The organism is Natrinema amylolyticum (genome assembly GCF_020515625.1).
GTDB classification, from domain to species: domain Archaea; phylum Halobacteriota; class Halobacteria; order Halobacteriales; family Natrialbaceae; genus Natrinema; species Natrinema amylolyticum.
On the sequence record NZ_JAIWPJ010000005.1, the window covers coordinates 47,582 to 72,690 of the forward strand.

At 64.8% G+C, this 25,109-nt stretch carries 24 protein-coding genes and 2 pseudogenes; 12 read left to right on the forward strand and 14 right to left on the reverse strand.

What is annotated here, in order from left to right:
* Window positions 1–53: 53 nt before the first annotated feature.
* Together LDH66_RS20325 and cysS are read right to left on the reverse strand one after the other, a co-directional pair.
* On the reverse strand, window positions 54–1,178 hold the full coding sequence (locus LDH66_RS20325; RefSeq protein ID WP_226482907.1) for a sensor histidine kinase: 1,125 nt from the start codon (window positions 1,176–1,178) through the stop codon (window positions 54–56).
* A 142-nt stretch (window positions 1,179–1,320) separates the two neighbouring features.
* Window positions 1,321–2,844: a cysteine--tRNA ligase gene (cysS, locus tag LDH66_RS20330; protein WP_226482908.1), complete on the reverse strand. Its 1,524-nt coding sequence runs from the start codon at window positions 2,842–2,844 to the stop codon at window positions 1,321–1,323.
* 155 nt (window positions 2,845–2,999) lie between these two features.
* Between cysS and LDH66_RS20335 the strand changes: the two genes are divergently transcribed.
* Complete coding sequence (locus tag LDH66_RS20335; protein WP_226482909.1) at window positions 3,000–3,323, forward strand: DUF7344 domain-containing protein; 324 nt, start codon at window positions 3,000–3,002, stop codon at window positions 3,321–3,323.
* Between the two features lie 54 nt (window positions 3,324–3,377).
* On the opposite strand, the gene LDH66_RS20340 is transcribed toward LDH66_RS20335, so the two are convergent.
* Window positions 3,378–3,971 carry a mechanosensitive ion channel domain-containing protein gene (locus LDH66_RS20340; RefSeq protein ID WP_226482910.1) on the reverse strand — a complete coding sequence of 198 codons (594 nt, stop codon included), beginning with the start codon at window positions 3,969–3,971 and terminating at the stop codon, window positions 3,378–3,380.
* A gap of 114 nt (window positions 3,972–4,085) precedes the next feature.
* Window positions 4,086–4,706, reverse strand: a complete 621-nt coding sequence (locus LDH66_RS20345; RefSeq protein ID WP_226482911.1) for a DUF7509 family protein — start codon at window positions 4,704–4,706, stop codon at window positions 4,086–4,088.
* Between the two features lie 99 nt (window positions 4,707–4,805).
* On the opposite strand from LDH66_RS20345, the gene LDH66_RS20350 reads away from it, so the two are divergent.
* On the forward strand, window positions 4,806–5,216 hold the full coding sequence (locus tag LDH66_RS20350; RefSeq protein ID WP_226482912.1) for a winged helix-turn-helix domain-containing protein: 411 nt from the start codon (window positions 4,806–4,808) through the stop codon (window positions 5,214–5,216).
* A 50-nt stretch (window positions 5,217–5,266) separates the two neighbouring features.
* On the opposite strand, the gene LDH66_RS20355 is transcribed toward LDH66_RS20350, so the two are convergent.
* Window positions 5,267–5,770 carry a DUF7523 family protein gene (locus LDH66_RS20355; RefSeq protein WP_226482913.1) on the reverse strand — a complete coding sequence of 168 codons (504 nt, stop codon included), beginning with the start codon at window positions 5,768–5,770 and terminating at the stop codon, window positions 5,267–5,269.
* Between the two features lie 138 nt (window positions 5,771–5,908).
* Here LDH66_RS20355 and LDH66_RS20360 point away from each other — a divergent pair, with 138 nt between their 5' ends.
* From LDH66_RS20360 to LDH66_RS20385, 6 genes are all read left to right on the forward strand, one after another.
* Entirely contained in the window at window positions 5,909–6,235 is a 327-nt protein-coding gene (locus LDH66_RS20360; RefSeq protein WP_226482914.1) for a NifU family protein, read from the forward strand.
* Between the two features lie 69 nt (window positions 6,236–6,304).
* Window positions 6,305–6,565, forward strand: coding sequence for a BolA family protein (locus LDH66_RS20365; protein WP_226482915.1), 261 nt, complete (start codon window positions 6,305–6,307; stop codon window positions 6,563–6,565).
* A gap of 257 nt (window positions 6,566–6,822) precedes the next feature.
* Window positions 6,823–7,326 (forward strand): universal stress protein, encoded by a 504-nt coding sequence (locus tag LDH66_RS20370; protein WP_226482916.1) that lies wholly within the window; start codon window positions 6,823–6,825, stop codon window positions 7,324–7,326.
* Window positions 7,327–7,506: 180 nt separating this feature from the next.
* Window positions 7,507–7,968, forward strand: a complete 462-nt coding sequence (locus tag LDH66_RS20375; RefSeq protein ID WP_226482917.1) for a PH domain-containing protein — start codon at window positions 7,507–7,509, stop codon at window positions 7,966–7,968.
* Window position 7,969: 1 nt separating this feature from the next.
* Entirely contained in the window at window positions 7,970–9,691 is a 1,722-nt protein-coding gene (locus LDH66_RS20380) for a PH domain-containing protein (RefSeq protein WP_226482918.1), read from the forward strand.
* A gap of 154 nt (window positions 9,692–9,845) precedes the next feature.
* Entirely contained in the window at window positions 9,846–10,550 is a 705-nt protein-coding gene (locus LDH66_RS20385; protein WP_226482919.1) for a hypothetical protein, read from the forward strand.
* 87 nt (window positions 10,551–10,637) lie between these two features.
* Here the strand turns inward: LDH66_RS20385 and LDH66_RS20390 are convergent, their stop codons facing one another.
* The 4 genes from LDH66_RS20390 to LDH66_RS20405 are packed head-to-tail and all read right to left on the reverse strand — an operon-like array spanning window position 10,638 to window position 15,016.
* A complete protein-coding gene (locus tag LDH66_RS20390; RefSeq protein ID WP_226482920.1) occupies window positions 10,638–11,810 on the reverse strand; it encodes an ABC transporter ATP-binding protein in 1,173 nt (390 codons plus the stop codon).
* A 40-nt stretch (window positions 11,811–11,850) separates the two neighbouring features.
* Entirely contained in the window at window positions 11,851–12,780 is a 930-nt protein-coding gene (locus tag LDH66_RS20395; RefSeq protein ID WP_226482921.1) for a carbohydrate ABC transporter permease, read from the reverse strand.
* The gene (locus tag LDH66_RS20400) at window positions 12,777–13,787 is read right to left on the reverse strand and encodes a carbohydrate ABC transporter permease (RefSeq protein WP_226482922.1); all 1,011 of its coding nucleotides are present in this window, start codon (window positions 13,785–13,787) and stop codon (window positions 12,777–12,779) included. The genes LDH66_RS20395 and LDH66_RS20400 overlap by 4 nt, the downstream gene beginning before the upstream one ends.
* Before the next feature lie 14 nt (window positions 13,788–13,801).
* Window positions 13,802–15,016 carry an ABC transporter substrate-binding protein gene (locus tag LDH66_RS20405; RefSeq protein WP_226482923.1) on the reverse strand — a complete coding sequence of 405 codons (1,215 nt, stop codon included), beginning with the start codon at window positions 15,014–15,016 and terminating at the stop codon, window positions 13,802–13,804.
* A 262-nt stretch (window positions 15,017–15,278) separates the two neighbouring features.
* On the opposite strand from LDH66_RS20405, the gene LDH66_RS20410 reads away from it, so the two are divergent.
* Window positions 15,279–16,688, forward strand: coding sequence for a class II fumarate hydratase (locus LDH66_RS20410; protein WP_226482924.1), 1,410 nt, complete (start codon window positions 15,279–15,281; stop codon window positions 16,686–16,688).
* A 530-nt stretch (window positions 16,689–17,218) separates the two neighbouring features.
* Here the strand turns inward: LDH66_RS20410 and LDH66_RS20415 are convergent.
* The 3 genes and pseudogenes from LDH66_RS20415 to LDH66_RS20425 all read right to left on the reverse strand — a co-directional run bounded on the left by LDH66_RS20415 (window position 17,219) and on the right by LDH66_RS20425 (window position 20,963).
* Window positions 17,219–19,132: a hypothetical protein gene (locus LDH66_RS20415; RefSeq protein ID WP_226482925.1), complete on the reverse strand. Its 1,914-nt coding sequence runs from the start codon at window positions 19,130–19,132 to the stop codon at window positions 17,219–17,221.
* A 239-nt stretch (window positions 19,133–19,371) separates the two neighbouring features.
* Window positions 19,372–19,799: pseudogene (locus LDH66_RS20420) on the reverse strand (universal stress protein).
* 87 nt (window positions 19,800–19,886) lie between these two features.
* Entirely contained in the window at window positions 19,887–20,963 is a 1,077-nt protein-coding gene (locus LDH66_RS20425; protein WP_226482926.1) for a hemolysin family protein, read from the reverse strand.
* A 301-nt stretch (window positions 20,964–21,264) separates the two neighbouring features.
* Here LDH66_RS20425 and LDH66_RS20430 point away from each other — a divergent pair, with 301 nt between their 5' ends.
* Complete coding sequence (locus tag LDH66_RS20430; RefSeq protein ID WP_226482927.1) at window positions 21,265–21,498, forward strand: HVO_2901 family zinc finger protein; 234 nt, start codon at window positions 21,265–21,267, stop codon at window positions 21,496–21,498.
* A gap of 96 nt (window positions 21,499–21,594) precedes the next feature.
* Here the strand turns inward: LDH66_RS20430 and LDH66_RS20435 are convergent.
* Window positions 21,595–22,326 (reverse strand): annotated as a pseudogene (locus LDH66_RS20435) (DICT sensory domain-containing protein).
* Window position 22,327: 1 nt separating this feature from the next.
* On the reverse strand, window positions 22,328–22,690 hold the full coding sequence (locus tag LDH66_RS20440) for a DUF7344 domain-containing protein (RefSeq protein WP_226482928.1): 363 nt from the start codon (window positions 22,688–22,690) through the stop codon (window positions 22,328–22,330).
* 296 nt (window positions 22,691–22,986) lie between these two features.
* Between LDH66_RS20440 and LDH66_RS20445 the strand changes: the two genes are divergently transcribed.
* Both LDH66_RS20445 and LDH66_RS20450 read left to right on the forward strand, forming a co-directional pair.
* Window positions 22,987–23,475 (forward strand): PH domain-containing protein, encoded by a 489-nt coding sequence (locus LDH66_RS20445; protein ID WP_226482929.1) that lies wholly within the window; start codon window positions 22,987–22,989, stop codon window positions 23,473–23,475.
* Entirely contained in the window at window positions 23,472–25,076 is a 1,605-nt protein-coding gene (locus tag LDH66_RS20450; protein WP_226482930.1) for a PH domain-containing protein, read from the forward strand. Before LDH66_RS20445 ends, LDH66_RS20450 begins: the two co-directional genes overlap by 4 nt.
* Window positions 25,077–25,109 lie beyond the last annotated feature (33 nt).

The following is a 25,109-nucleotide window of genomic DNA, read 5'->3' on the forward strand; positions in this document are numbered from 1 at the left end:
GCCGCGGTGGTCTTCACGTCCTGATGACCGCTCGAGTCGGCGACACGTCTCCCTCACGGACCGATCATCGGGACGCCACGAACCTCGAATCTGGCACCGCCGTTAGACCCGGTCGTCGCCGAAACGGACCAGCCGTGTGCGTCGGCGACCGTCCGAACGATCGCGAGGCCGAAGCCGGATCCGCCGTCGCCCGAGTACCCCGACTCGAACGCCCGTTCGCGCCGGTCGGCCGGAATCCCCGGTCCATCGTCTTCGATATAGAACCCGTCGAACGCGGTCGTCTCGCCCGGCCAGTCCGCGACCGCTTCCTCGAGGCCGTTCCCTCCCGCCGGATCGAGAGCGCTCTCGGTCCCGGTGTCCCTCTCGAGTGCCCCGATCTCGACGTGCGGGTCGTCGCCCGCGTGGTCCACGGCGTTTCGGAACAGGTTCTCGAAGAGATGGCTCACGAGCGAGGCGTTCGCGCGGATCGCGACGTCGTCGCGGACCGAGAAAGTCGCCGCCCCCGTTCGGACGTTCGCCCACGCGGTTTCGACCGCCGTCGCGAGCGGAATCAGTTCGGTCTCCTCGACCTCGTCGGTGGTGACGAGCACTAACGCGTCGTCGATGATCGACTCCATGCGCTCGAGCGACGAGCGCAACGGACTGGGATCGTCGCCGTCGGCTTCGAGGCCGACGTCGTCGTCCGACTCGAGCATCTCCGCGTGCGCCAGAGCGACCGATAACGGATTGCGCAGGTCGTGCGAGAGCAGTTTCGCGAACGATTCCATCCGTTCGGCCTGATCCCTGTTCCGCTGCTCGAGCAGCCGTCGCTCGGTGATATCGACGTGCATGACGAGCACGTACGCGTCGCCGTCGTGCTCGTACGGCGTCGCCTGCATCATATACCAGCCGTCCTCGCCCGGCGCGTGGCAAGGGTACTCGAGGGAGAACTCCGCTCGTTCGCCGGTCGCGACTGCCCGAATGCCCCGCGCCGTCGCCGTCGCATCGGGATCGTCGCTGGCTTCGCAGACCGCGAGATAGTTACTGCCGATCCCGCCCGCGTCCTCGGCCAGACCCTGTTCAGCGCCGAACGAATCCCATGTCTGGTTCGTGTAGACGATTTCACCCTCGTCGTCGAGAATAGCGACGCGTGCCGGGAGAGCATCGAACCCGGTCGCGACGAACGAGCCAGCTGTCATGACGTTCTCCATGAGCGCCACCTACTTGAGACATGTTGCTAACGGGACTGTCTCACGCAGAACACTGGTCAGTCGACAGTACTGTCAACCGGATCATCAATCGAACACGACAGGGACGGGCCCCTCTGCGGAGGCCGAGCCGTCACTCGCCGGAGGGCAGCCGATACGTCGAGCCGTCGTCCGTGTCCTGGACTTCGATTCCCAGCGCCTCGAGTTCGTCGCGCAGTTCGTCGGCGCGCTCGTAGTTGCCGGCCTCGCGCTCTCGCTCGCGGACGTCGAGCACGAGGTCGACGACGTCGCCCGCGAGTTCCGCGGAACCGGTCGTCTCGCCGGTAAAGGAGAGCCCGAGAATTTCGCCCAATTCCTCCAGCGTCTCGACGGCCCGCCGAAGCCCGCGGTAGTCGTAGCCGTCGGTCTCGGTGTCCCGCCCGCTATCGTCGGTCGCGTCCTCGAGATGGCGGTTGATCGCCGTGGCGACCGACAGCAGCGCGGACTGTGCCTCCCGCGTGTTGAAATCGTCGTTCATCGCGGTCGTAAACGCCTCGCGTGCGCCGTCGACCTCGTCACGCAAGGACTCGTCCGTGACCTTCGAACTCGCCGCCGGGGAGTCGAGCGCCTCGACGGCCGCCTCGTAGCCCCGCTCGAGTTGCTCCCACCGCTCTTCGGCTTCGGCGATCGTTTCGTCCGAATAGAGCTGCTGGCTGTTGTAGGAGCCAGCGGTCAGGAACGTCCGCATGATATTCGCCCCCCAACGGTCGATCGCTTCCGCGACCGTGACGAAGTTGCCCAGGCTCGAGGACATCTTCTCCTCGTCCATCTGGAACAGTTCGCAGTGGAGCCAGTAGTTCGCGAACTGCTGGTCCGTCGCGGCTTCCGACTGTGCGATCTCGTTTTCGTGATGGGGGAAGACCAGATCGCGACCACCGACGTGGATATCTAAGGTCTCGTCAAGGTGGGTCATGCTCATCGCCGAGCACTCGATGTGCCAACCGGGGCGACCCTCGCCCCACGGCGAGTCCCAGATCAGCCCTTTCGGCGGATCGCTGCCGTGGTCGACGCCCTCGTGGCGGTGCTCTTCGACCGCCTCGGGGTCGACGCCACCGGCCTTCCAGAGCGCGAAGTCCGCGGGATTGCGCTTCTCGGTTCGCTCGTCAGGGTCTCCCTGAGACTCGATCTCGTCGAGTTCCTGATTCGAGAGCTTGCCGTACTCGTCGAACCCGCTCACGTCGAAGTAGACCGAGCCGTTGGACTCGTAGGCGTAGCCCTTCTCGATCAGGGTCTCGACGAGGTCGATGATCTCGGGGACGTGTTCGGAGACGCGGGGGTAGACCTCGGCCCGCAGGAGGTTCAGCGAGCGCATGTCGTCGATCGTCCGCTGGATGTAGGTCTCGGCGACGTCAGCCTCGCTCTCGCCGATATCGTCCTCGCCGACGCGGGCGACGATCTTCTCGTTGACGTCGGTGAAGTTCTCGACGTGACGCACGTCGTAGCCGAGGTGCTCGAGCCAACGGTGCATGACGTCGACGTGGACCCACGAGCGCGCGTGGCCCAGGTGTGGCGGGTCCGAGACCGTCAGGCCACAGTAGTAGAGGAGAACGTTCTCGGGATCCCGTGGCTCGAACGGCTCTTTCTCGCCCGTCAACGTGTTCGTCACGTGCAGGGTCATTACCCTCACTTCCCCCGGACGACAGTTAAACGGTGTGATGCCGCCCGAACGCGGCGCTTCCCCTTTCACGACGCGCCGCGTGACGAACCCGACGAGACGTTTGGACGCATTCGTCAGAATCCATTTTTCAGTATCGGACGAAGCCGTGAGCGAGAATGATTCGAAACGACGTCCCCGTCTCCGCAGCTGTCTGCACTGACGCCGGCACGACCCCCGCCGAGATTCGGTGGGAATCGAGGCAGCGTCGCCATCGACTCGTCGCACACCTCGAGTCCCGACCCGACGGCGCGACCGTCGACGAACTCGTCGACGCGCTCGCGAGCGACGACGGAGAGTCCCTCGAACCCACCCGGCTTCGAATTCGGCTCGTCCACGTCGATATCCCCCGACTTGAGGACGCGGGGGCGATCGGTCACGATCCGGAACGCGGGTCCGTTCGGCTCGTCGGCGAGCCCGATTGGTATCGAACGGAGACGTGAATCGCCGCGGTTTCCCCGGGATCGATCGAGAGTAGGGCGGTTACGTCTCACTCGCTATTCCGCGCGAGGAGTGGCCTGCGCGTCGCCCACGCTAGTCGGCTGCTTCGTCCACTTCTTCTCGACGTCGCGATTGGCGAGCACGACCAGCGTTTCGTCGTCGGCTCGAATTCGCGTCTTGCGGAGGTCGATCCGCGTGACCGTCCCCGTGACCGACGCCGTCTCGACGGTATCGCCGACCTCGAAGTCCGGATCACGGAGCAGGTAGACGCCTGCCACCGTATCGGCGATCATCTCCTTGAGCGCGAACGCGACGCCCAACCCGACGAACCCGCCGGCGGTCCCCAGACTGGCCGCCACGTCGCCCAGCCCGACGATTTTCAGAAACGCCAGCACAGCGCCGAACCAGAGGAACAGGCCGACGATCGTCACGGAGAGGTCCACGATGAGCGTCTGGTCGGCGGGGTGCATCCGCTCGAGGACGGACCGCGTGAGCAAGAGCGCGAGTTTGATCACGAAGTAGGCGAGCACCAGGAAGAGTGCCCCGGAGATGACCTTCGGAATCGCGGTGACCGCGTCGTCGATCAATTCGGAGAGGATCGTTCTGGGGATCGGTTCGGCCGTCGACTCCGCGGCCGCCTGTATCAACATACACGACAGTTCGGTATGAGACACAAGTCAGTTCCGCCGGTCCGAAGCCGCCTCCGTATCGACCGTCCGCGAGCCGCCTCCGCAACGACCGTCCGCGAAATCGGCCGCTCGCCGTCACTCGAGGGCCTCGAGATCGCCGAACCGCTCGCGATTCATCGTCGTGACGACGAACCGACGCACCGTATCGATCAGTTCCGTCTCCGTCCCGTACGTTTCGATCCGGAGGTCCCAGCGACGTCGCGCCGACCGGATCATCTCGCTGGTCACGTTCGCCTCGTGAACGAAGACGATCCTCTCGCCGTGCGTCTCGGCGACGTTCTCGAGGATACTCCCCGCTTCCTCCCCCACGCCGAAGTTGTGTCCGAGGAAGGGGAGGACGAAGACGGTCGCGTTCGCCCGTCGCGCGTACTCGATGCTCTGGGTCACTGCATCGATCTCGTCGGTGTCGATGTCGACATCGACCGCGAGGAAGGCGTTTACCCCCGGGTCGGTCCGAAGCGTCCCCTGCACCCGCCGGAGCAGGGCCGCCGCCTCGTCGATCGCGTCCTCGTTCTGGAAGAGTTTCCTGAACGGGCCGGGCAGGTCCTCGACCGAAATCTCCTCGAGTTCCTCGTCGCTCAACACGTAGTTCAGGTTGAACGACTTGTACGGCCCCATCAGATAGAGGAGGAACCGATCGTACGCCACGTCACCGAGTCGATTCGCGACGACCTCTCTCGTAATTTTCCGGGCCACGTTCGGAACGATCCGAGCCGCAGTATATAAAAGACTGTGTTTTCAGCAATGGCTGGCTTGACAAGGACTAAGAGTCGAGCGCGAGTACTCCTCGGTACGATGGGGACGAAACGCACGCGGATCACCGACGACGCCCCGGAGGATCCGGCCGACCTCCTCCCGGAGCGAAGCGTACTCTCGCTCGAGGAGTACCTCGAGATGCAGGCCGCGGTCGGGAACCGGACTCGGTTCGAGATCCTCTACCGGCTCGCTCACACGGACGAACTGACCCCCACGGAACTCGATTCGGTCCTGGACGTCGACGACAGCACGCTCCACTACCATCTCGGGAAGCTCCGGGACGTGGGACTCGTCGAGAAACGCGTGCGGACCGACCGCGACAGCGAGGGGCTCTACGCGTACTACCGGGCGACGATGCTCGGCGACGTCCTCCTCGAGCACGGCGTCGAAGAACTCATCCGACGCGAACGGGAGTTCAGCGAGGCGTACGATAGCGACGCGCGTAACTGAGCGTCCGAAAACGGGTCCGAACGAGCGATCGGCGGGTCTATTCTCGGTCGTTACTCGGACCAAACGGTCGCTCGCTCGAGCGCGTCTTCGATCGCTCGGAGGGCATTCGCTCCCTCGAGGCGGTCGACGACGATTACCAGCGTTCCGTCGGCGACGCCGGCCGCTTCGGGTGCAATATCATCGACGGAGAGTCGCGCGAGCGCGTCGGCGAGCGCGGACGTGTCGACGTCACCGGTCGCGACGAGAGCGGTCCGGTCGCCACCGTCGGGACCGAAAGCCGCGCCATCGACCGTGACGAGCGCGTCGCCGTCCGGTTCTCCCGCCTCGAGCCGCCCGATCCCGCTCTCCATCCGCACGCGGACGTCCCGCGACTCGGTTTCGTGCGACGGCAACTCGTCGGCGTACCGGCGCAGCGCCGTCGCGATCGCGTCGGTCTCGCCGTCGACCGCGAGCGACCGGGCGGCGGCGGTGTAGTTGACGACGCCGGCTCGCAGGGCGGTCCGGAGGAACGGACGGCGGTCGACCGCTCGGCGCGTCTCGGCTGCCAGTGACATATCGGGGACGGGGTCTCGAGTCAGCATAAAGTCGCCGCCATCGGGTCGGACGGCTCGCAGCCGCTCGGTCCATGCCGTTTCCGACACGTGGGACCCTTTGCCCGACAGTATATATCGCTCCAGTCCCTCGTCTCTCCCATGAGCGAGTCCGACACGGAGCAGTCCCCCGAGGACGCGGTCCGCGAAGCGGTATCGCTGTTCCTCCGACGGAACTTCCCCCAGATCGAGATGCACGGCGGCGACTCCTCGATCACCGACGTCGATCTGGACGAACGCCGCGTTTCGATCAATCTCAGCGGCGCGTGCAGCGGCTGCGGGGTCAGCCCGATGACGACCCAGGCGATCCAGCGGCGGCTCCCCGACGAGATCGACGCGATCGATCACGTCTCCGTGAGCACCGGCCTCGATGGGCTAGCCGACGATGGGTCCTCGGGCCGGGACGTCCCGCCGGATACGCCGTTCTGAATCGCCCGGATCACCGTCTCACTGGCCGCGACCGCGGTACTTTTGGCTCGAGCGGTTCAGTTGTCCAGTATGAACCCGACCGCAGTCGAGGAACTCATCGAATCGAATCTCGAGGACGCCGAGGCGACGGTCACTCACGCGCGCGACGAACACGACGAGGACCACCTCGCCGCGACGGTCGTCTCGCCGGTCTTCGACGGCTTGTCGCTCGTCCAGCAACATCAGGAAGTGTACGACGCGCTCGGCGATCACATGACGACCGACATCCACGCTCTCGAACTCTCGACGTACACGCCCGAGGAGTACGAGGACCTCGAGGCCGACCAGTAGGGACGGTACGTCTTCGCTACGCTCTCAGTGCCGTGCCGTCGGAGCGGGCACGAGTCCGTTCTCGTCCGACCTACCACCGATGACGAGCAGCGCTTCGATTCTGGCGCCCGATAGCGGAGCGAGAACCGATCAGGAGCGCCGCTTTCACGCCGTGAATCGAATTCACGACGCGAAATTCCGTTGGAATGTGAAAAGTCGAAAGGGATTGAACGGTTTTCTGGACAATTATATATCGATCCCGCCCGTGTTACGTACTAATGGCATCGTCATCTCTGGGAACGACGGAACCGACAGTCCTCGAGGATCGCGGGTCGGCAAGCGGAACGGCGAGCGACCCCGGGTCGTTCGACCGCATCCTCGTCGCGGTCGACGGCGATACCGACGACGGCGTCGGCGCGGCGGCCGTCTCGCTGGCCGCCCGTCACGACGCTCGAGTCGACGCGCTGTCGGTCGTTCGGATGACCGCGTCCGTCGACCACTGGGACGTACGGGTCGAGCGACGGGAAGCGAGTGCCGAAGCGGCGCTAGATGCAGTCGGTGACGTCGCCGACGAAACCGACGTGTCGGTCGCGAAGCAACTCCGCTACGGCGATCCGGCCGAGGAGATAGCCCTGTACGCGAGTCACAACGACGTCGACCTCATCGTCGTCGGCGAACCGACCCGATCCGGCCTCCGACGGTACCTGTCGCCGACGAGCGTCACCGAGCAGGTCCACCGATCGGCGTCGGTGCCGGTGCTCACGGTTCCCACTGCCGACTAATTGGCACCGTCTCCCGTCGCCGACTGACTCGCCCGATCCTCATCCGCGACTGATTCACATTGGTCCACACCGCAGACTCGTTCGCGCTCGAGACGCCGTCCCCGTCGGTGATTCCGATCGCTGCGCCGTGGGGCCGCTCGGAACCGTAAGTTTATCCCTCAGTCTTGACATGATACGGACATGGAGTCGCTTCATCCCCGCATTCGACTGCTCTGGATCGCCCGCGGCGCGCTCGCGGCGGTCGTCCTCGCCGTCGCCCTCGCCGCCCTCGACCAGTGGCTGGTCGCCGTACCGCCGGTCGCGATCGGCATCGTCGTCGCGCTCGCGCTCGTCCTCGGAATCGTCTATGCCATCCGCCTCTATCAGGTCTGGCAGTTCGAACTGCAGGACGACGCGCTCTACCTCGAGCGAGGCGTCGTCACCTTCGTCGAGACCGCCGTCCCGTTCGTCCGGGTTCAGCACGTCGACACCCAGTTCGGCCCCGTCGAGCGGGTACTCGGACTCTCGAGCGTCGTCGTCTACACGGCCGGGTCTCGGAACGCCGACGTTCGGATCCCGGGACTGACGCCGGATCGGGCCCGGAGCCTACAGGACACGCTCCGCGAACTGGCCGTCGAGAGCGAGGCGGAGGACGCCGTCTGAGATGAATCGCCTCCACCCGCTCAGCGCCGTCTCCTTGGCCATCCAGCGCGGGATCACCGGCCTCTCGATGCCGTTTTTCGCCGTCATGATTCTCTCGAGCGTCTTCGACTTCGTCGACGTCGGCTGGACGTTCGTGCTGGCGCCGATCGGACTCGTCGTCGGCGTCGGCTACGGCATCGCGTACTACTATCGGTTCTCCTACGAGGTCACCTCGGACACGTTCGACGTCACGTCGGGCGTGCTCTCCCGGCGCTCTCGCGAGATCCCCTACGGTCGCATCCAGAACGTCGACGTCGCGCGGGGCGTCCTCCAGCGAGCGCTCGGACTCGCCGTCGTCTCGATCGAGACCGCCGGCGGTGGCGAGACCGAGGCGACGCTGCGGTTCGTCAGCGAGGACGAAGCGAACCGGTTGCAGCGCGATATCCGCCGCCGGACCGCCGAGGTGAAACGGCGCCGCCGGGAGCGAGAGGCGACCGGCGGGGAGTCGGAAGCCACCCAGAGCGCCGCTGACGCGGATATCGACGATCCTACCGCCGGCACCGCAGACGGATCGCCTGCTCCGACAGCGGACTCGCCTCGAGCCGGGAGCGCGACGGCGGATTCCCAACCGAATTCCGAACCCGGGTCGTCGCCGTCCGCGGACCGAACGCCCGCGGAGCCAGCGCCCGAGCGATCCCGCCGGCAGCAGTTGTTCGCTCTCGAGCCCCGGGAGCTACTGCTGTACTCGCTCTCCTCGTTCCGGCCCGCGGCCGGTGCCGGGCTGCTGTTCCTCTTTTTCATCGCGAGCGATGCGATCGTCGAGTACCTGCTCGCCGTCGCACAGCCCCTCGGCGGGCCGGCGGACCTCGAGAGCGGCTCCGTCGGGAGCTACGGCATCCTGACGCTGGTTTCGCTCGTCAACGGGATCGTCGTCACGTACGTCCTCAACGTCGGCTACACGTTCGTCGCGTACTACGACTTCCGACTGGGACGGGCCGACGAGGACTTCGTCTACGAACGGGGACTGTTCCAGCGCTACAGCGGCTCGATCCCCGCCGACAAGATTCAGGCGGTGACGATCACCGACAATCCGATCCAGCGACTGCTCGGCTACGCCGGTCTCTGGGTCGAGACCGCCGGCTACGGCCCCGACAGTAGCGGCGGCAGCCAGTCAGCCGTGCCCCTCGCCGCCGCATCTCGCATCCGCCAATTCGCCGAGAACCTCACCGGCGCCGACCCGTCGCGATTCCGAAGCCCGCCGACGCTGGCGCGTCGACGGTATCTCGTCCGGTACGCCCTGATCGCGGCCGTCATCGTCGCCGCCGCGTTCGGGCTCGCGCAGGTCTCGAGTCTCGAGCGCTGGTATCTCGCGGCGGTCGCCTTCGCCGCGGTGCCGCCCGCGGCACACCTGCGGTATGCCCACCTGGGCTACGTCGTGGGCGAGGACCACCTCGTGATCCGGACCGGATTCTGGAAGCGCCGGACGACCGTGATTCCGTACTATCGCATCCAGACCGTCTCGACGCGGCGATCGATCTTTCAGCGCCGGCTCGGACTCGCGTCGCTGACCGTCGACACCGCCAGCTCCCGGACGTTCGCCTGGGATACGCCGACGATCTACGATATCGACCTCGCGGACGCGCGTGCCGTCAACGAAACCAGTCGGGAGAATCTGCAGGTGGCACTGCGCGAACGCGCTCGGGGCGACGGCGCGCTATCGGTGGATTTCACTGATCGGCCGTGAACCACCGAGACGACAGCGAGATCGATTCGGCGCTCGGCGACCTCCCTGCCATCACGGCCGAGACCACGACGTTTTTGCCCCGACCGTCCCACCCGCTCCGTATGGGTTCAGACGGCATCGACCGACCGACCGAGGACCGTCACCGGGGACGGCCATGATCAGCGATGCGCTCCGGTATCCGGTCAGTGACGCACTCGGACGGGCGGCGCTGCTCAGGTGCGGTGTCAGCGTCGTCGCGATCGCGGTCGGGTCGCGGTACGCTGGGGCGTTCGCGCCGTCGATAGTCGCGCTCGTCCCCGCGCTCGTCGCGCTCCTCGCTCTCGTCGTCCTCTTCGGAACGACGGCGTCCCTCCTCGGATCCGACGAGGAACGACCGCAGCCGTCCGTGCGAGCGGTCGTCCGTCCCGGTCTCGAGGCGCTCGCGCTGTCGATCGTGTTACTCGTTCCACCGATCGCCCTGCTGGCGCGGTCACTGATCGAGACGCCGGCGGCGCTCGCGCTCGAGAACGGCGCGGGACTGTTCTCGCTCGTCTCGTCGACCGCGGCAGTGTTCTTCTTTATCGCGTGTACGTACGTGTATCCGGCCGCAGTAGCCGCGAGCGTCTCGACCGGACGGCTGCGCGCGGCCGTCGAGGCCGAGACGTTACTGCCCGTGTTGATCGATCCGACGTACTTCCTGCGGTGGGCCGTCGGGTTTTCGTTCGTCGTTCTCGCGGTCTGGTTCACCGTTACGGCCGTCCGTCGCGGTGACGTACTGGGGCTGATCGCTGCGGTGACCGCCGCCTACGTTCTCGTCGCGGGCACCCGCGCCGTCAGCGTGGGCTACGCTCGAGCATCGGGCGGCGAACCGAAATCGTAGCCGCGTCCGGAGGCCCGAAATCCGTGCCGTATTGAGAAAATCAACCGCTGTGACCCGTCTCGAGAATCGTCGGACCGTCCTCGCCGATCAGATGTTCGGCGCTCGAGGCTCGGTGCTCTCGACGCGGCGGTTGTGGAGTGCCTCGTCGGTTTCCGCATCGAAGACGTGGATCGCGTCCTCGGGAATATGCGCGACCACGCGTTCGCCGGCTTCGATCCGGCTCATCCCGTCGATCGTCACGATGGCCGTCTCGCTCTCGTCCTCGCCGAAGTCGAGGTAGACGATGTTCTCGTCGCCGGTCGGTTCGACGACGCTGACCGTCGCGGGGACGGTGTGGCCGTCCGCTCGCCGGGCCTCACCCTCGCTGCGCTTGATACCGATATCCTCCGGACGTACGCCGAGGACGAGTTCGCTTCGATCCCCGATCGCCGTCGAGATGTCGTCCGAGACGGTGTACTCGAGGTTCTCGCCGACGAGGACGGCCCCGTCGCCGTCCGCGTCGCGGCGCGTCACGTCGAAGAAGTTCATCGCCGGTTCGCCGACGAAGTCCGCGACGAACGCGTTCGCGGGTTCGTGATAGCACTCGAGCGGCGTGCCGACCTGCTGCAGTTCGCCGTCGTTGAGGATGGCGATCCGGTCGCCCATCGTCATCGCTTCCGTCTGATCGTGCGTGACGTAGACCGTCGTCGTCGCGAGTTGCTCCTGGAGTTGCTGGAGCTCGGTCCGCATCTGCGCGCGGAGCTTGGCGTCGAGGTTCGAGAGGGGTTCGTCCATCAGGAAGACGTCCGGCTCCCGAACGATCGCTCGACCGAGCGCGACCCGCTGTTGCTGGCCGCCCGAGAGCTCTTCGGGTTTCCGGTCCAGCAGTACCTCGATCCCCATCATCTCGGCGGTCTCTTCGACTCGCGTGGCGATCTCGTCGTCCGAGAGGTCGGTGGACTCCTCGAGTCCGAACGCCATGTTCTCTCGAACGGTCATGTGCGGGTACAGGGCGTAGGACTGGAACACCATCGCGATGTTCCGTTCTTTCGCCGGCAGGTCGTTGATCACCCGGTCGTCGAGGCGGATCTCGCCGTCCGTGATCGTCTCGAGGCCCGCGATCATCCGCAGCGTCGTCGACTTGCCACAGCCCGAGGGGCCGACGAGAACGAGGAACTCCCCGTCCTCGATGTCGATCGATACATCGTTGACGGCAACGATCTCGTTGCCGTCGTCTTCCGTGAATACTTTTCGTACGTCGTCGAGTTGGGTTTCTGCCATCGTCAGAGCCTCCGGTTTCGTACCAGTAGTCGTCGGTCGGTCATGTCTGTACCCCCTCCGCGAACTTGTCGGCGAACAGTACGTAGACGAGCAGCGTCGGCAGTGCCGTGATGAACGCGCCCGCCATTCGGAGCGGGTAGTCCGTTCCCTCGAGCGACTGGCCGAGCCCGGACAGGATGAGGGTCGCGGACGCGGCCGGATCGTTGACGCTCCCGATGATCGTCAGCGAGAACAGGAACTCGTTCCAGATCTGCGTGAACTGGAAGATGAACACGACGGCGAACATCGGTATCGACAGCGGCAGGACGATCCGTCGGTAGACCCGCCAGACCGACGCGCCGTCGAGCCTCGCGGCCTCGATCATCTCGTCGGACATCGTCTTGTACTGCGACCGGAACAGCAGCGTCACGATCGGGATCCCGTACGCCGTGTGCGTGATGATCAGTTCGAGGATCGTCGCGTAGTGTGGCTCGAGCAGCGGGAGGCCCCACAGGAACGAGAGCCGCGCGCCCAGTTGCATGTACTGGCTCCAGAACTGGAAGAGCGGGACGATCACCGCCTGATACGGGACGAAGATGCCCGCGATGAACAGCGCAAGCACGGCGATCTGACCGCGCCAGTTGACGAGCGTCAGCCCGTAGGCGGCCATGCTGCCGAAGATCGCACACAGGATCGTCGACGGGATGGTGAACAGCATGCTGTTGACCATCCCGGGCGCGAGGTAATCGAACGCCACCTGCCACTTCTCGAACGTAATCCCGCTCGCAGAGAACGGCGGAAGGAACGGGAAGGTCTCTTGGAGTGCGGTCGACGTTTTGATCGATGTTACCAGTCCGGACTCGATCGGGATCAGGTAGAACCCGATGAGACCGATCAGCGTCGCGTACAGCCCTATCTGGCCGATCGAAATCTCGCTGGTCTCGTGTTCCGTCGGCGTCGCCTGCTCGGTGGTAACTGATTGTTCGCTCATAGGTTCCCCCGCTTATACTGATTGTACAGGTACGGTGCGATGACCGCCAGCGACAGCGCGAACAGCATGAGCGCGATCGACGATCCGTACGCCCACTCGGATCGGCCGAACGACTCGCGGACCATCTTGGTGGCCAGGATATCGGCCCCGCGGCGGGGTCGGTAGCCGTCGAAGGTCGCGTACAGGAAGTCGAAGGCCTTCAGCGCGAACAGCACTAACACGACAGATGCGCTAACCGTCGCCGGCCGTAACTGCGGAACGATTACGCGCCAATACATCCGAAGCGTGCTCGCTCCGTCGACTCGTGCGGCCTCGTACTGGTCGTTCGGGATCGACCGGAGCGCGGCGAGGTAGATGATCATCGTGTACCCGCTGAACTGCCAGACGAGCGCGAAGATCACCGATCCCAACACGAGACGGGGACTCCCCAGCCAGTTGTAGGGTCCGAGACCGAAGAGCCCGATGAATTGGTTGACGATACCGTTTTGAACGTTGTACATCCACCGCCAGAACTGGGCCGTGACGATGAACGAGAGGGCGAACGGCAACAGATAGATCGTCCGAAACGACCTGCTGAACCGGATCTCGCGATCGAGCAGGAGTGCTAGCAGCAGGCCGACGATCAGACACACGACCGTGAATCCCACGAGCAGGACGAGCGTGTTCCGCGTCGCCGCCCACATCCCCGGATCGTCCAGCATCGCCCAGTAGTTTTGCAGACTGAGGTTGCTGTAGTCCGGGTCTCCGAATCCCGAGTACTCCGTCAGCGAGAGCAGGAGGTTCCAGCCGATCGCGGCGTAGACGAAAAAGCCCATCAACAGGAACGGCGGCAGCCAGAACGGCGACGATTGAACGATGTCGCTGTCGAGCCAGCGACGGAGCGTCGAGCGCTTCTCGGTGGTCCCCCCGTCCGTCCTGACGCGTCGCTCGCAACCCGCTCGTTCGCTTTCCCGGCTCTCGCTTCGATTACGCCGGACGCTACGCAGTAGTTCTAAAAAACGTTTCATAGTCTTGGAACGGGTTAGACGGCGTCCATGAAGCCGCTCGTCGCGCCGTCGACGTCGTAGGGGTCCGCGAAGTTGTTGTTAAGGACGTCCTCGAGGTCGGACTGCGTGCTCGTGTCCACGGCGAGGCCGTGTGCGAGCGTCGGCGGCTTCTCCGAGGCGTTGTCGAAGTCGTCGATCGTGTCCGTGAGGTAAGCGTTGAACTCGTCGGTGGACACGTCCGTCAGCGTCGGGATCGATCCCTTGTACTGGTTGAACGCGACCTGCGCCGTCTCGGACCCGACGAACTGCAACCAGGTCGCGGTATCCTCGGGCGTCGGATTGTCGTTCGGGTAGATGAACGAGTCGATGTGGAGGGTGTAGTAGTCCTCCGTTCCGGGGTACTGGATCGCGTCCCATTCTCCGCCGTATTCGAGTTCCTCTGCGATGTACGCGCCGGCGGCCCAGTTCCCCTGGTGGATGAACGCGGCGTCGCCGCTCATGATGTCTTGGTTGACCTCGGTGAAGTCGACGGAAGCCGCGTCGGAGTTGATGTAGCCGAGGAGCCCCTCGAGTTTCTCGAAGGTATCGCGGACGGCGGCTTCGTCGCCGTCGCCGTTGATGAAGTTCATGTAGGCCTCGTAGCCGTGCTCGCCGAGCATCGTCTGGGCCCACGTCTGGAGGATGCACCACGGCGCGAGCGAGAACGCGAACGGCGTCGCGTCGGTCTGCGACTCCACGGCGTCCAGCGCATCGATCAACGCGTCAGCGCTGTCGATCGACTCCGGATCGACGCCGGCGTCCTCGAGGACCCCGACGTTGTAGAAGAGGTCGTTCAGGCGGTGGGAGCCGAGCGGGACCGCCGAGAAGCCGTCGTTGTGCTGGCAGAGTTCGACCGCTTCCTCGACGTGGGCGTCCTTCAGGCCGGCCTCGTCCCAGACCTCCGACTCGATGTCGCCGACGGCGTCCCCGTACTGCTCCAAGTTCGCACCCGGCCAGCCGGCGAACGAACTCGGCGGATCGCCGCCCTGAAGTCGGTTGGCGACCGTCTGATCGAGATTCTCGTTTCCGCCGCCACCGATCGGATTCTCATTGAAGTCGACGTCCGAATGCTCGTCCTCGAACGCCGAAAAGAGCGCGTCGGCGGCTTCGGCGCCGTCGCCGCCGGTCCATCCGTGCAGGACCTCGAGCGTGGCGTCGCCACCGCCCCCCGTACAGCCCGCGAGGCCGACGATTCCAGCCGTTCCTGCCATCCCCGCACCCTTGAGCACCGTTCTGCGTGGTAGAGTATCACCGTCAGACACTGTGAATCACACACGATGGATTGGCTGGGGTGCACTTAATAGTTTTCAAAATTAATTATGTTCCGAGTGAAATGCTTGAATTGTTGAATATCGGTCGCGTAGCCCCGTGAGACGCAATCGAGACACGAGCCGAAAACGGTCTCGTAGTGGCTCCCTGGGTCCCGAAATCAGACCGGTGGATTTTACGCACCTGCCCATCAACCCTCCGCACATGAGTGAGGACTACAGAGTCGAACGCGACAGTCTCGGCGAGATGCAGGTACCATCGGACGCCTACTGGGGCGCACAGACTCAGCGTGCGATCCAGAACTTCCCCATCTCCGGGATCACGTTCAGCCGCCGGTTCGTCCGCGGGCTCGGTGTCGTCAAGAAGGCCGCCGCACAGGCCAACCGCGATCTCGGTCTGGTCGACGACGACGTCGCCGAGGCGATCATCGAGGCCGCCGACGAGGTCATCGCCGGCGAACACGACGACCAGTTCCCGGTCGACATCTTCCAGACCGGCTCCGGAACGTCGTCGAACATGAACGCCAACGAGGTCATCGCCAACCGCGCCGCCGAGCTCATGGGCAGCGAGATCGGCGACCGCGTCGTCCACCCCAACGACCACGTCAACTACGGCCAGTCGAGCAACGACGTCATCCCGACCGCGATGCACGTCGCCTCCCTCGAGGCCGTCGAGAAGGACGTCATTCCGGCGCTCGACACCCTCCGCGAGGCGCTCGAGGAGAAAGAGGAGGAGTTCGACGACGTCGTCAAGACCGGCCGCACGCACCTGCAGGACGCGACCCCGGTCACGCTGGGTCAGGAGTTCAGCGGCTACCGCACGCAGGTCGAGAAGGGACTCGCTCGCGTCGATCAGGTTCGCGACCACCTCGGCGAACTCGCGCTCGGCGGCACCGCGACGGGGACCGGCCTGAACACCCACGAGGAGTTCCCCGGCCGCGCCGCGGAGTACATCACGAAGGAGACCGGCGTCCAGTTCCGCGAGGCCGACAACCACTTCGAGGCCCAGGCCGCCCACGACGCGATGTCCGAGGCCCATGGCGCGCTTCGCACGGTAGCGGGCTCGCTGAACAAGATCGCCAACGACCTGCGCCTGCTCGCCTCGGGCCCGCGGAACGGACTCGGTGAGATCGAACAGCCCGAGAACCAGCCCGGCTCCTCGATCATGCCGGGCAAGATCAACCCGGTCGTCGCCGAGGCCGTCAACCAGGTCCACAAGCAGGTCGTCGGCAACGACGCCGCGGTGTCGGCCGGCGCGGCCGAGGGCCAGATCGATCTCAACCTCTACAAGCCCGTGCTGGCCCACAACTTCCTCGAGTCGGCCGAACTCATCTCGAACGCGAGTCAGGTCTTCGGCGAACGCTTCGTCCGCAAACTCGAGGCCAACGCGGAGTACTGCGAGGAACGCGTCGAGCAGTCGATGGCGATGGCCACCTCGCTGAACGTTCATATCGGCTACGACAAGGCGAGCGAGGTCGCCAAGACCGCGCTCAAGGAGGACAAGACCGTCCGCGAGGTCGTCCTCGAGAAGGGCTACTTGGACGAGGAGGAGGCCGACGAGGTGCTCGACCCCCGGAAGATGACCGAGCGCGGCATTCTCGGACAGGACGACTGAGCCACCGACGGCTCTCGTAACAGTAGTTAGCGGAACGGGTTCGCTATTCAGTCACGGTTCTGCATCTGAACTGGCAGTTCGTTGCCTCGAGATGCAGAAGTACCTTTTTCTCGTCGGGTTCGCTCGCGTGACTCGCTCACCGCTCCGCCAAAAATCTACGCTAAAAAGGCCGCTCGCTCCCGTCGGTCGCTCGCGGGTGCGCTCTTTCTGACTCGACCGCAACGGTAACTCCTTCGCCTGTACGTACCGCTAGGGAACGAACTCGAGAGACCCAGCGGTTACGTAACCGGCGCTCTCGAGGGACGATCGCCCGAGGTGTGAAAAGGGCGACTTCCGGCCGTGCTCGCCCTCGTGCCGAGAGTCACGCGTAGAACGGAACCACTCGAGGACTGATCGCTATTGATTCGGTTACTACTGCAGTCGGATTCCTACAGCGATGTCAGATATCGGTCCACGGTCCACCCTCCATCTAACAGAGACGGATATGAGCTGCTTCGGCGCTGAGAAAGATGAAGCGTCGGGGAGTCTGATCAGTTCTCGTAGCCGTTGAGTTGGAACTCCGCCTGCGCGACGTAGCCGGTGACGCCCGCCGGGTGGGGAACCTCGTCCATCGAGGCCTCCATGATGAGCCAGAAAATGACCCGCTGGTCCTGGATGCTCTCGTCGTCGACGTACTGGGCGGGGTGGTAGAACTCGCTCTCGACCTCCCTGTCATCCGTCCGGGTCACCTGGTCCTGTGCGGGGCCGATTTCGTCGGAGTTGGGCCGGACGACAACGACCTCGAGCTCGCGGCTCAACGGTACGTCGATCTGCTCGCTCCCGTCGGGGTTGGAGAACCGGACCTTCTGGCCAGGTTCGCCGACGAGGTAGAACTCGTTCTCGGGGGTGATCCACTCCTCTCCGTCGAAGACGTCCGTCTGGACGCCGCCGTCGGTCGTCCCGGGCGTCGGCTCTAGGGCCGTGAAGTGGAGGTACTGCTGGACCACTGTCTCCTCGCCCTCCCAGTCCTCGGGGACGCCGTAATTGCGCAACGCCTCGACCACGTAGCCGGGTCCGTGGCGGCGCCAGATGGGAACGACGCGACCGTCCTCGAAGAACTCGTAGGAGATGTTGTAGTTGTACGGCCCGAACTGGGCCCCGGAGTGGAAGTCGATGCTCCCGCGGCCCTGTGCCCCGGTGTGGTAGTGGGTCCGGAACTGGAAGCCCGAGGGATGCCCGCGGCGTGCGGGGTAGTCTATCTTCGCCAACTGGCCGGGACCGCCGAAGGGAATGCTGTGGACGTCCCAGAAGATGTGATGGCCGTTGATAACCGGCTCGTTGTCCGGGAAGTACCACTCTCGGGTGTTGCGGCCCTCGCGCGGCGGGAGCCCGTACGCCGTCGGGGTGGCCATCGCATTCATCGTGCTGAACACGGGCTTGCCGTTGTACTCGCCCCAGAAGGTCACGCCCTGGGTCTCGGGCGGTTCCCACCTGATGGTCCAGCCGTCCTGCTGGAACTGCTGTTCGGGCAGGGTTTCGAACCGATGGTACCCGTTGTTGGCCGTCTTCATCGGCCGTTTCTCTAAGGGGACGTTCGGGACCTGTCCGAGGACCGACTCGTCGTTCGTGGCGGTCTCCCGCGCCATCTGCTGGACCGGATACCGGATGAAGTCGTCGATGATGTACGCCTTCAGGAACTCCGGGTTGCCCTCCTCCCGGACGTCGAGGAATCCGGAGACGACGCTGACACTGTCCTCGTCTACCACGTAGAGGACGATAGTCGACATCTCGTAGTGCGCGAGGCCGCGGCCGCTCGTGATGCTCTCGGCCACCTTGAACATCGGCCAGAACTCCTTCCCTTCCACGTACTGCTGGACCTCCGACTGCTCGAGCACGAGCCGGCCGCGCTGGACTTCCTCCTCCGTGTACTCCTCGGTCCACTCGACGTCGGTGGGATCGCTGATCTGCAGCCCGACGATTTCGTTCCGTCGCCGGTCGATCAGGCCATAGACCGTCTGCCGGTCGACCGCCGTGACGTTGAACGTCCCCGACTCGAGACTGCCGTCGACGGTGTAGTCCGTCGGTCCCTGAATGCTGACAGCGTCGAGGTGGTTCGTCAGCGCCTCGTAGCTGATGAAGTGTGCGATCCAGTTTTGCGCCACGCGGTTGACCTCCGGATCGCGCAACAGCGTCTGAATCGCTTCTTTCCGGCGGTGGACGTTGATTAGCTCGTAGTTTTCCTCGTGGAAGTCTCGCGGACCGACCCGTTCAGCCATGTCGATGCGCTGCTGTGCGTCCGGTAGTTGCGGTTGCTCATCGGTGGTGATGACCTTGTCGTCGCCCTGATCGTTCTCCTGTGCTCCGGCGATGCTCGCTTGCAACCCCAGTACACTGGCTGCTCCGGTCGCCTTCATGAACCTGCGCCGGTACCACTCTCCCCCATGTTGCATGTCATCTTGTGACATGGAAGGAGTCCTACCCCTGCACGCAGCTTAATGGTTCGGTACACCCGTAAGTATCGAGACAAATTACTAGGCGACCACGCCAGGGAGCGATTAGCGCGGTGATTGATACGACTCCTCGCTGTTACTGTTGCGATCAGAGATCGTGAGTCGAGGATTCCTACGCTAATCCAGCGAATTTCACCTCTGACTTCCAGTGAGTGGTTCCATCGATGGCGCTCCGAGACGCAGTCGGTACACGTTCAGGGCCGTGCGATCAACACGGAAGTATCAACAGTGCGCACGACCCGATCGGTCGTGCTTCCGAGGAGCCGTCCTTTCACCCCAGAGCGTCCGCTGGCGCCCATGACCACGAGGTCGACCGCGTCGGCGCTGTACTCCGCGATCACTTCGTGGGGGTCGCCCTCGCGAGTGGATCGCTCATGGGTCACTCCGGCCCGCTCGGCCCGACCCGTCGCGTCGTCGAGGGCCGATTCGGCCTCGTCTGCGAGCGTTTCGGTCAGTTGGGGCGCGATGCTCCGGACGCGCCCGCGGACATCTCCGTGCCCACGTCGATAACGTGGAGGAAGTGAACCGTCGCCGCGTCCCCGTCGGCTATCGCGACGGCCTGCTCGACCGCCGCTGCGCTCGAGTCGCTCCCGTCGGTCGGCACCAAGCTATCGTCGTACACGGTTGGCGTGTCCACGACGACGGAGAAAAAGCGATCCCTCGCAGTCGCGTGGTCGCGGCTTCGTCGTCCGGGGTCGATGGCGGGCGATCAGCGATCGATCGGCTCGAGCTCTGCCTGATCGAGCGGGTCCTCGATGTCACCCATCACCGCCTCGAGCAAGTCAGTCACGGTGACGAGGCCGACGACCGATCCGTCCTCGATGACTAGCGCGAGCTCCTGATTCTCCGCCTGAAACTGGTCGACTGCGTCGCTGACGTCCGCGTCGGGCGAGAGCGTCATCGGCGGTGCTGCCAGCTCCTCGAAGTCGACGGTGCCGTCGGCCAACTCCTCGCGGTGTCTGACGAGGATCGGCGTATAGAGAATGCCGCGGAAGTCGGTCATCTCGTCGCCGACCAGCGGGTACCGCGTCTGCGGCCGTTCCTCCATCTTCCGGAAGTTCTCCTCGGCGTCGGCGGTCGCCGACAGTGCGACGATCTCCTCGAGAGGAACCATCAGATCACTGATGGACTGTTCACCGATCTGAAAGGCGTTCATCACTTCCTCGCGGCGCTCGTCGGAGAGGTCGCCCTCCTCGAGAATCGAGCCGAGCCGGTTCCGGAGATCGGCGCGGGACTCGATGACGTCCTCTTCGGTCTCGAGCCACGCGCCGGTCATCTCGATCCCGAAGAGCTTGAGCGTCAGTTTCGCGACCCCGTCGCCGAGCGTGATGATCGGCGAGATGAGCCAGTGAAACCAGTACAGCGGCGTGGCACCGTACCGGCAGACCATCCGCGACCGCTCGACGCCCAGATACGTCGGCGTCTGCTCGCCGTGGGTCAGGTGGACGAGGTTGATGATGAGAAACGCGAGGATCGCGCCGCTTCCGATCGTGGCCAGGACGGTGTTCTCGAACAGCGGCTCGAAGATGGCCGCCAGCGCGGGTTCGGCGACGATCCCGACCGCGATGCTCGAGGCCGTAATCCCCACCTGACACGTCGTGAGATAGAGTTCGAGGTCGTCGGTCATCGCCCAGGCCCGCTCCAGTTTGGGGTTGCCGTCGACGAACTCCTCCTCCGTGAACTGTCGAGCGCGCGTCAGCGCGAACTCGATGGCGACGAAGAAGGCGTTCGCCAGAATGAGCAACACGCCCGCGAACAGCCGCCCACCGATAACGAGCGAGTTCATTACTCGACCGTTGGTTCGCCGCACACAAATCGGTCGGGGAGATTCCACCCGAGCGAAATCGGCCGAGCGACGATTGTACTACTAGTCCCGTGACAGTATCTCGAACGGTGTGCTCACACGGATAATTGAGTATCGATCTACCAACCAACGGAATACTCGAGGGCGAGTAAACCACCCGTTCGGGCCGTCTTTTTTCCCGAACCGTCGCCGCCAAATCGGGGTATAGCAGCCGAATCAGTCCAGAATCAGGCGGAATAAAAGAACCCAAGCAGTTTTGGCGGATGCTCGCGTCAGACGAAATATGCACACCTGTCGTAACTGCAACCAGTCGTTCCAGACCGAACTCGCCCTCGAGTTACACCGAGACACGTGCAAAAAGGGACAACTCCTCTGCGAAGTATGTGGAGAGCAATTTCAAGAAGGCGCAGCGACCCAGGACGGGTGGCACTACGAGTGCCCGAACGAGGACTGTGATGGAGACGGTCTCGAGGAAGACCTCTATCGCGTCGGGAACGTTCGAACGGCGACACAGTAACTCTCGCGTCGCGTTTCTGCTTCGTACCCCGTGTTCGAACGATGATAGTGGAACGGCTATCGAGTCCGGACCCGAAAATACGAAGTGACAGTTGGGTCAGGGTCCGTCATCCGTCGTCTCGAGAGAGGCAACCAGATCTCCGACGATCACCGGATCGTACGTCCAGAAGCCGTAGTACTGACCCGGATCGCGTTCTTCGGCGACCACTGCACAGCGGTGTCGGCCGGTTCCGCCGCCGTCGAATATCACGAACCAGAACGCGCCGAGTTCACCACCGACGTCCGTGACGACCGTCACGGCGTCGGTGAGCGCTCCGTCGTACTTTCCCTCGAGGAACACTGTCACGGCGATCGAGTCGCGTTCACCGAACCGCTCGTACACGTCGGTCTGTGCCCGGAGCGCAGCGGGGCGCTAAAAACCGGCGTACAACCGTCCCCTTCCGACGCGCCACGCCCGTTCTTCGATCTCTCGAGACGTGGCCACCATCTGCCGGCGGTCGTACGACGAAAACAGCGTGTTCTCGAGGAAGCTGAACAGGTCCTCGCTGTCGAGTTCCGTTTCGGCGAGCTCCCACGGCGGATGGATCTCGGGCGAGAGGACCGCCTCGAACTGGTCGATCCCCAGTGCACCCCGGAACTCGCCGTCGCTATCTCGGATGATCACGAACCCTGTCCCGTCGATCGCTCCCAGTGGCCGGTGGGTCACGTCGACGTTCCGCGTGTCGAACTGTCGTCGGAACTCCGCGACGACCGGCTCCGCGTCGGTGCGTATCTCGAGCGTCTTCCGTCGTCGGTCGACGGTCTCGAAGGCGTCTCGAAGCGAGTGCATGTCAGTCGTCGAACCCCAGCGCGGTAGTGACCGCGTCCGGGATCGACGTCTCGGTCACGGTGTTCGTCTCGCTGTCGAAAGTAATGAACTCCAACTCGGCGAGTTGCGGGAGGATCACGTGATACAGTCGGATCCGAATCCGGTCGCGGTCCGACGGCGTCGCGATCGTCTCGTCGCTACTGGCAGCCGCGGCTGCGAGTACGTCGGCGAGTTCATCGACCGCCACCGTCGGGTGGTCGTGGAGATAGACGAGCGCATTTCGAGCGTGTACGTTCCCGAAGAGGCGGATCACGTCGTCGACCGGAACGTCATCGGCCGCCGATCGGAGGGCGAACAAATCGGGAGTGACGTAATCGTTGCCCATTATTAGTGATGTATGGTAACTGTGAACAAATAGCTGTGGTTTGTCAACAGTGCAACACACTCACGCGGAACCGGATATCGCCGATCGCAACTCGCTGCTTCGTCTCCGCGTGATCGACGATCTCACCACTGAGGGCGCGTACGCTCCTCACTGGTCTTCAGGGAAGATTCGGTCGCCCATTCCCAGTTCGCGGACGCGTTCCGTGTCGATCGCCTCGCCGGATCGCTCTCCTTTCACGTCGTGAGAACCGCCGCCGCTTTCCTACCCTTTAATCCGGTCGTTCCCTCACGGTACGTATGGAACGGCTCACTCCGCGAGTGCGCGTCGTCTGGCTGTTTCTCGCGCTCGTCCGAGCCGCGATTTTCGGTGGGGTCATCGTCGGTGCGGCGCTCGGTCTCGTCCGCACGGACTTCTGGGAGGCAGCGCCGGACGCTCTCGTGCCGGCCGCCGTCGCCATCGCCGTCGTTCTCGCACTCCTCCGCGTCGTCGTGGCCTGGCGGCGCTACGGCGTCTGGCGGTTCGAGCTCCGGGACGACGACCTCTACATCGAACGCGGCGTCTTCACGCGCGTCAAGACCGTCGTCCCCTACGTTCGGGTCCAGCACGTCGACTCCCGACGATCACCGCTCGAGCGAACGACCGGGCTCGCGACGGTCGTCGTCTATACGGCCGGCTCTCGGAGCTCCGACGTCGCGATCCCGGGACTCACGCCGGCTCGAGCCGAGGAACTACAGGAGTCGCTTCGCCGACTCGCGATCGAGAGCGCGGGTGAGGACGCCGTATGAAGACGCTCCATCCGGCGTCGGTCGCCGTCCGCTCGCTCTCGCGGAGCCTCAACACCGGCTTTCTGTTCTTCGTCGTGGGGATCGTCGCCTCGCCCGGCGGGAACGGGACGGACCTGCTGTCCGTGTTCGGGCTCGTCGCGGTCGGCGTCGTCGTCGGCATCGTCTACGAGTTCGCCTACTACCAACGGTTCCGGTACGAACTCACTGACGACACGTTCGACGTTACCTCGGGGGTGGTCGCGCGCAGGGACCGCGAACTCCCCCTCGGACGCGTCCAGAACGTCGACATCAGACAGAACGTCGTCGGCCGCGTTCTCGGGATCGCTGCCGTCCACATCGAGACCGCAGGCGGGGGGCAGACCGAAGTCAGTCTGGAGTACGTCTCCGAGGCGGAGGCTCACCGCCTCAGGCGACAGCTCCGCAGCGGTGCGAGCGCCGACGAGACCGACGCGACCGACGCGAGCGAGACGAGGACAGACGCGACCGAAACGGACGCGGCGACGGCCGACGACGAGACGCTCCTGTTCGAGATCCGGCCGCACGAACTCGCGATCCTGAGCGTCTTCACCATCGATCCGGGGGCGAGTCTGCTGGGCGGTATCGCGCTCTCGTTCGCCAGCGGCCTCGATCCGATGGCGTTGGTTCCGTCGGACCGCCTCGGCGGACTTCCGGGCCCGGAAACGGGGCTGTTCGCGCTCGCGTGGGGTCTCCTGCTCTTCCTGCTCGCGGCCTGGGTCATCAGTGCCGTTCTCACGTTCACCCGCTACTACGGCTTTCGGCTCACCCGCGTCGGCGACGAACTCTACTACGAACGTGGCCTCCTCCAGCGCTACAGCGGGACGATCCCCCTCGAGAAGGTCCAGACGCTGACGATCACGGAATCGATCCCCTTCCGCTGGTTCGGCTACGCTGCCTTGAGCGTCGAGACGGCCGGCTACGCCCCCGGACAGTCCGACTCTCGCGGGACCGAGTCCGCGATTCCGCTCGCCGACGCCGGCCGGGTCGCCGAACTCGCCCGCGCGATCGAGCCGTTCGGGCCCGTCGACCTCGAGTCCCCGCCGCGGCGCGCTCGCGAGCGGTACGCGGTCCGATACCTGCTCGTCGTCACCGCTGTCGTCGGCGTCGCGTACCTGCTGGCGCGATACACGGGGATCGTCCGGCAGTGGTACGTCCTCGCCGCCCTCGCCGTCCTCGCCCCGATCGCGGCGCACCTGAAGTGGCGGAATCGGGGCTACCGCATCGACGACCGGTACTTCCTCACGCGAACGGGGTTCTGGCGGCGGACGACGAAGGTCGTCCCCTACTACCGTGTCCAGGCTGTCCTCCACCAGGCGACGATCTTCCAGCGCCGACGGCGACTCGCCAGCGTCACCGCCGACACCGCCAGCTCCGCCTCGCTGCTCGGCCGCGCCGCGACCGCCTACGACGTGGACGCGGACCGGGGCCTCGAGATGCAGGCCGTCATCGAGGAGCGGTTACAGGACCGTCTCCGGGCGCGCCAACGCCAGCGGACGGTCGGGCGGTGGTTTCGCGACTCGGGCAATGACGAGTCGAGGAACGACGAATCGTCGGCGGAGCCCGGCGACGGCGACGGCGGGTGAGCGCCGAGCGGCGGGGACCAGTGCCGGCCGCTC

What these genes read in the sequence shown, in the direction of transcription:
- LDH66_RS20450 (WP_226482930.1), top strand. Translation starts at nt 23,472, where the DNA reads ATGAAGACGCTCCATCCGGCGTCGGTCGCCGTCCGCTCGCTCTCGCGG.
- LDH66_RS20430 (WP_226482927.1), top strand. Translation starts at nt 21,265, where the DNA reads ATGCACACCTGTCGTAACTGCAACCAGTCGTTCCAGACCGAACTCGCC.
- LDH66_RS20375 (WP_226482917.1), top strand. Translation starts at nt 7,507, where the DNA reads ATGGAGTCGCTTCATCCCCGCATTCGACTGCTCTGGATCGCCCGCGGC.
- LDH66_RS20350 (WP_226482912.1), top strand. Translation starts at nt 4,806, where the DNA reads ATGGGGACGAAACGCACGCGGATCACCGACGACGCCCCGGAGGATCCG.
- LDH66_RS20340 (WP_226482910.1), bottom strand. Translation starts at nt 3,971, where the DNA reads ATGTTGATACAGGCGGCCGCGGAGTCGACGGCCGAACCGATCCCCAGA.
- LDH66_RS20355 (WP_226482913.1), bottom strand. Translation starts at nt 5,770, where the DNA reads ATGTCACTGGCAGCCGAGACGCGCCGAGCGGTCGACCGCCGTCCGTTC.
- LDH66_RS20395 (WP_226482921.1), bottom strand. Translation starts at nt 12,780, where the DNA reads ATGAGCGAACAATCAGTTACCACCGAGCAGGCGACGCCGACGGAACAC.
- LDH66_RS20445 (WP_226482929.1), top strand. Translation starts at nt 22,987, where the DNA reads ATGGAACGGCTCACTCCGCGAGTGCGCGTCGTCTGGCTGTTTCTCGCG.
- LDH66_RS20405 (WP_226482923.1), bottom strand. Translation starts at nt 15,016, where the DNA reads ATGGCAGGAACGGCTGGAATCGTCGGCCTCGCGGGCTGTACGGGGGGC.
- LDH66_RS20385 (WP_226482919.1), top strand. Translation starts at nt 9,846, where the DNA reads ATGATCAGCGATGCGCTCCGGTATCCGGTCAGTGACGCACTCGGACGG.
- LDH66_RS20370 (WP_226482916.1), top strand. Translation starts at nt 6,823, where the DNA reads ATGGCATCGTCATCTCTGGGAACGACGGAACCGACAGTCCTCGAGGAT.
- LDH66_RS20390 (WP_226482920.1), bottom strand. Translation starts at nt 11,810, where the DNA reads ATGGCAGAAACCCAACTCGACGACGTACGAAAAGTATTCACGGAAGAC.
- cysS (WP_226482908.1), bottom strand. Translation starts at nt 2,844, where the DNA reads ATGACCCTGCACGTGACGAACACGTTGACGGGCGAGAAAGAGCCGTTC.
- LDH66_RS20325 (WP_226482907.1), bottom strand. Translation starts at nt 1,178, where the DNA reads ATGACAGCTGGCTCGTTCGTCGCGACCGGGTTCGATGCTCTCCCGGCA.
- LDH66_RS20415 (WP_226482925.1), bottom strand. Translation starts at nt 19,132, where the DNA reads ATGTCACAAGATGACATGCAACATGGGGGAGAGTGGTACCGGCGCAGG.
- LDH66_RS20425 (WP_226482926.1), bottom strand. Translation starts at nt 20,963, where the DNA reads ATGAACTCGCTCGTTATCGGTGGGCGGCTGTTCGCGGGCGTGTTGCTC.
- LDH66_RS20410 (WP_226482924.1), top strand. Translation starts at nt 15,279, where the DNA reads ATGAGTGAGGACTACAGAGTCGAACGCGACAGTCTCGGCGAGATGCAG.
- LDH66_RS20365 (WP_226482915.1), top strand. Translation starts at nt 6,305, where the DNA reads ATGAACCCGACCGCAGTCGAGGAACTCATCGAATCGAATCTCGAGGAC.
- LDH66_RS20360 (WP_226482914.1), top strand. Translation starts at nt 5,909, where the DNA reads ATGAGCGAGTCCGACACGGAGCAGTCCCCCGAGGACGCGGTCCGCGAA.
- LDH66_RS20380 (WP_226482918.1), top strand. Translation starts at nt 7,970, where the DNA reads ATGAATCGCCTCCACCCGCTCAGCGCCGTCTCCTTGGCCATCCAGCGC.
- LDH66_RS20335 (WP_226482909.1), top strand. Translation starts at nt 3,000, where the DNA reads ATGATTCGAAACGACGTCCCCGTCTCCGCAGCTGTCTGCACTGACGCC.
- LDH66_RS20400 (WP_226482922.1), bottom strand. Translation starts at nt 13,787, where the DNA reads ATGAAACGTTTTTTAGAACTACTGCGTAGCGTCCGGCGTAATCGAAGC.
- LDH66_RS20440 (WP_226482928.1), bottom strand. Translation starts at nt 22,690, where the DNA reads ATGGGCAACGATTACGTCACTCCCGATTTGTTCGCCCTCCGATCGGCG.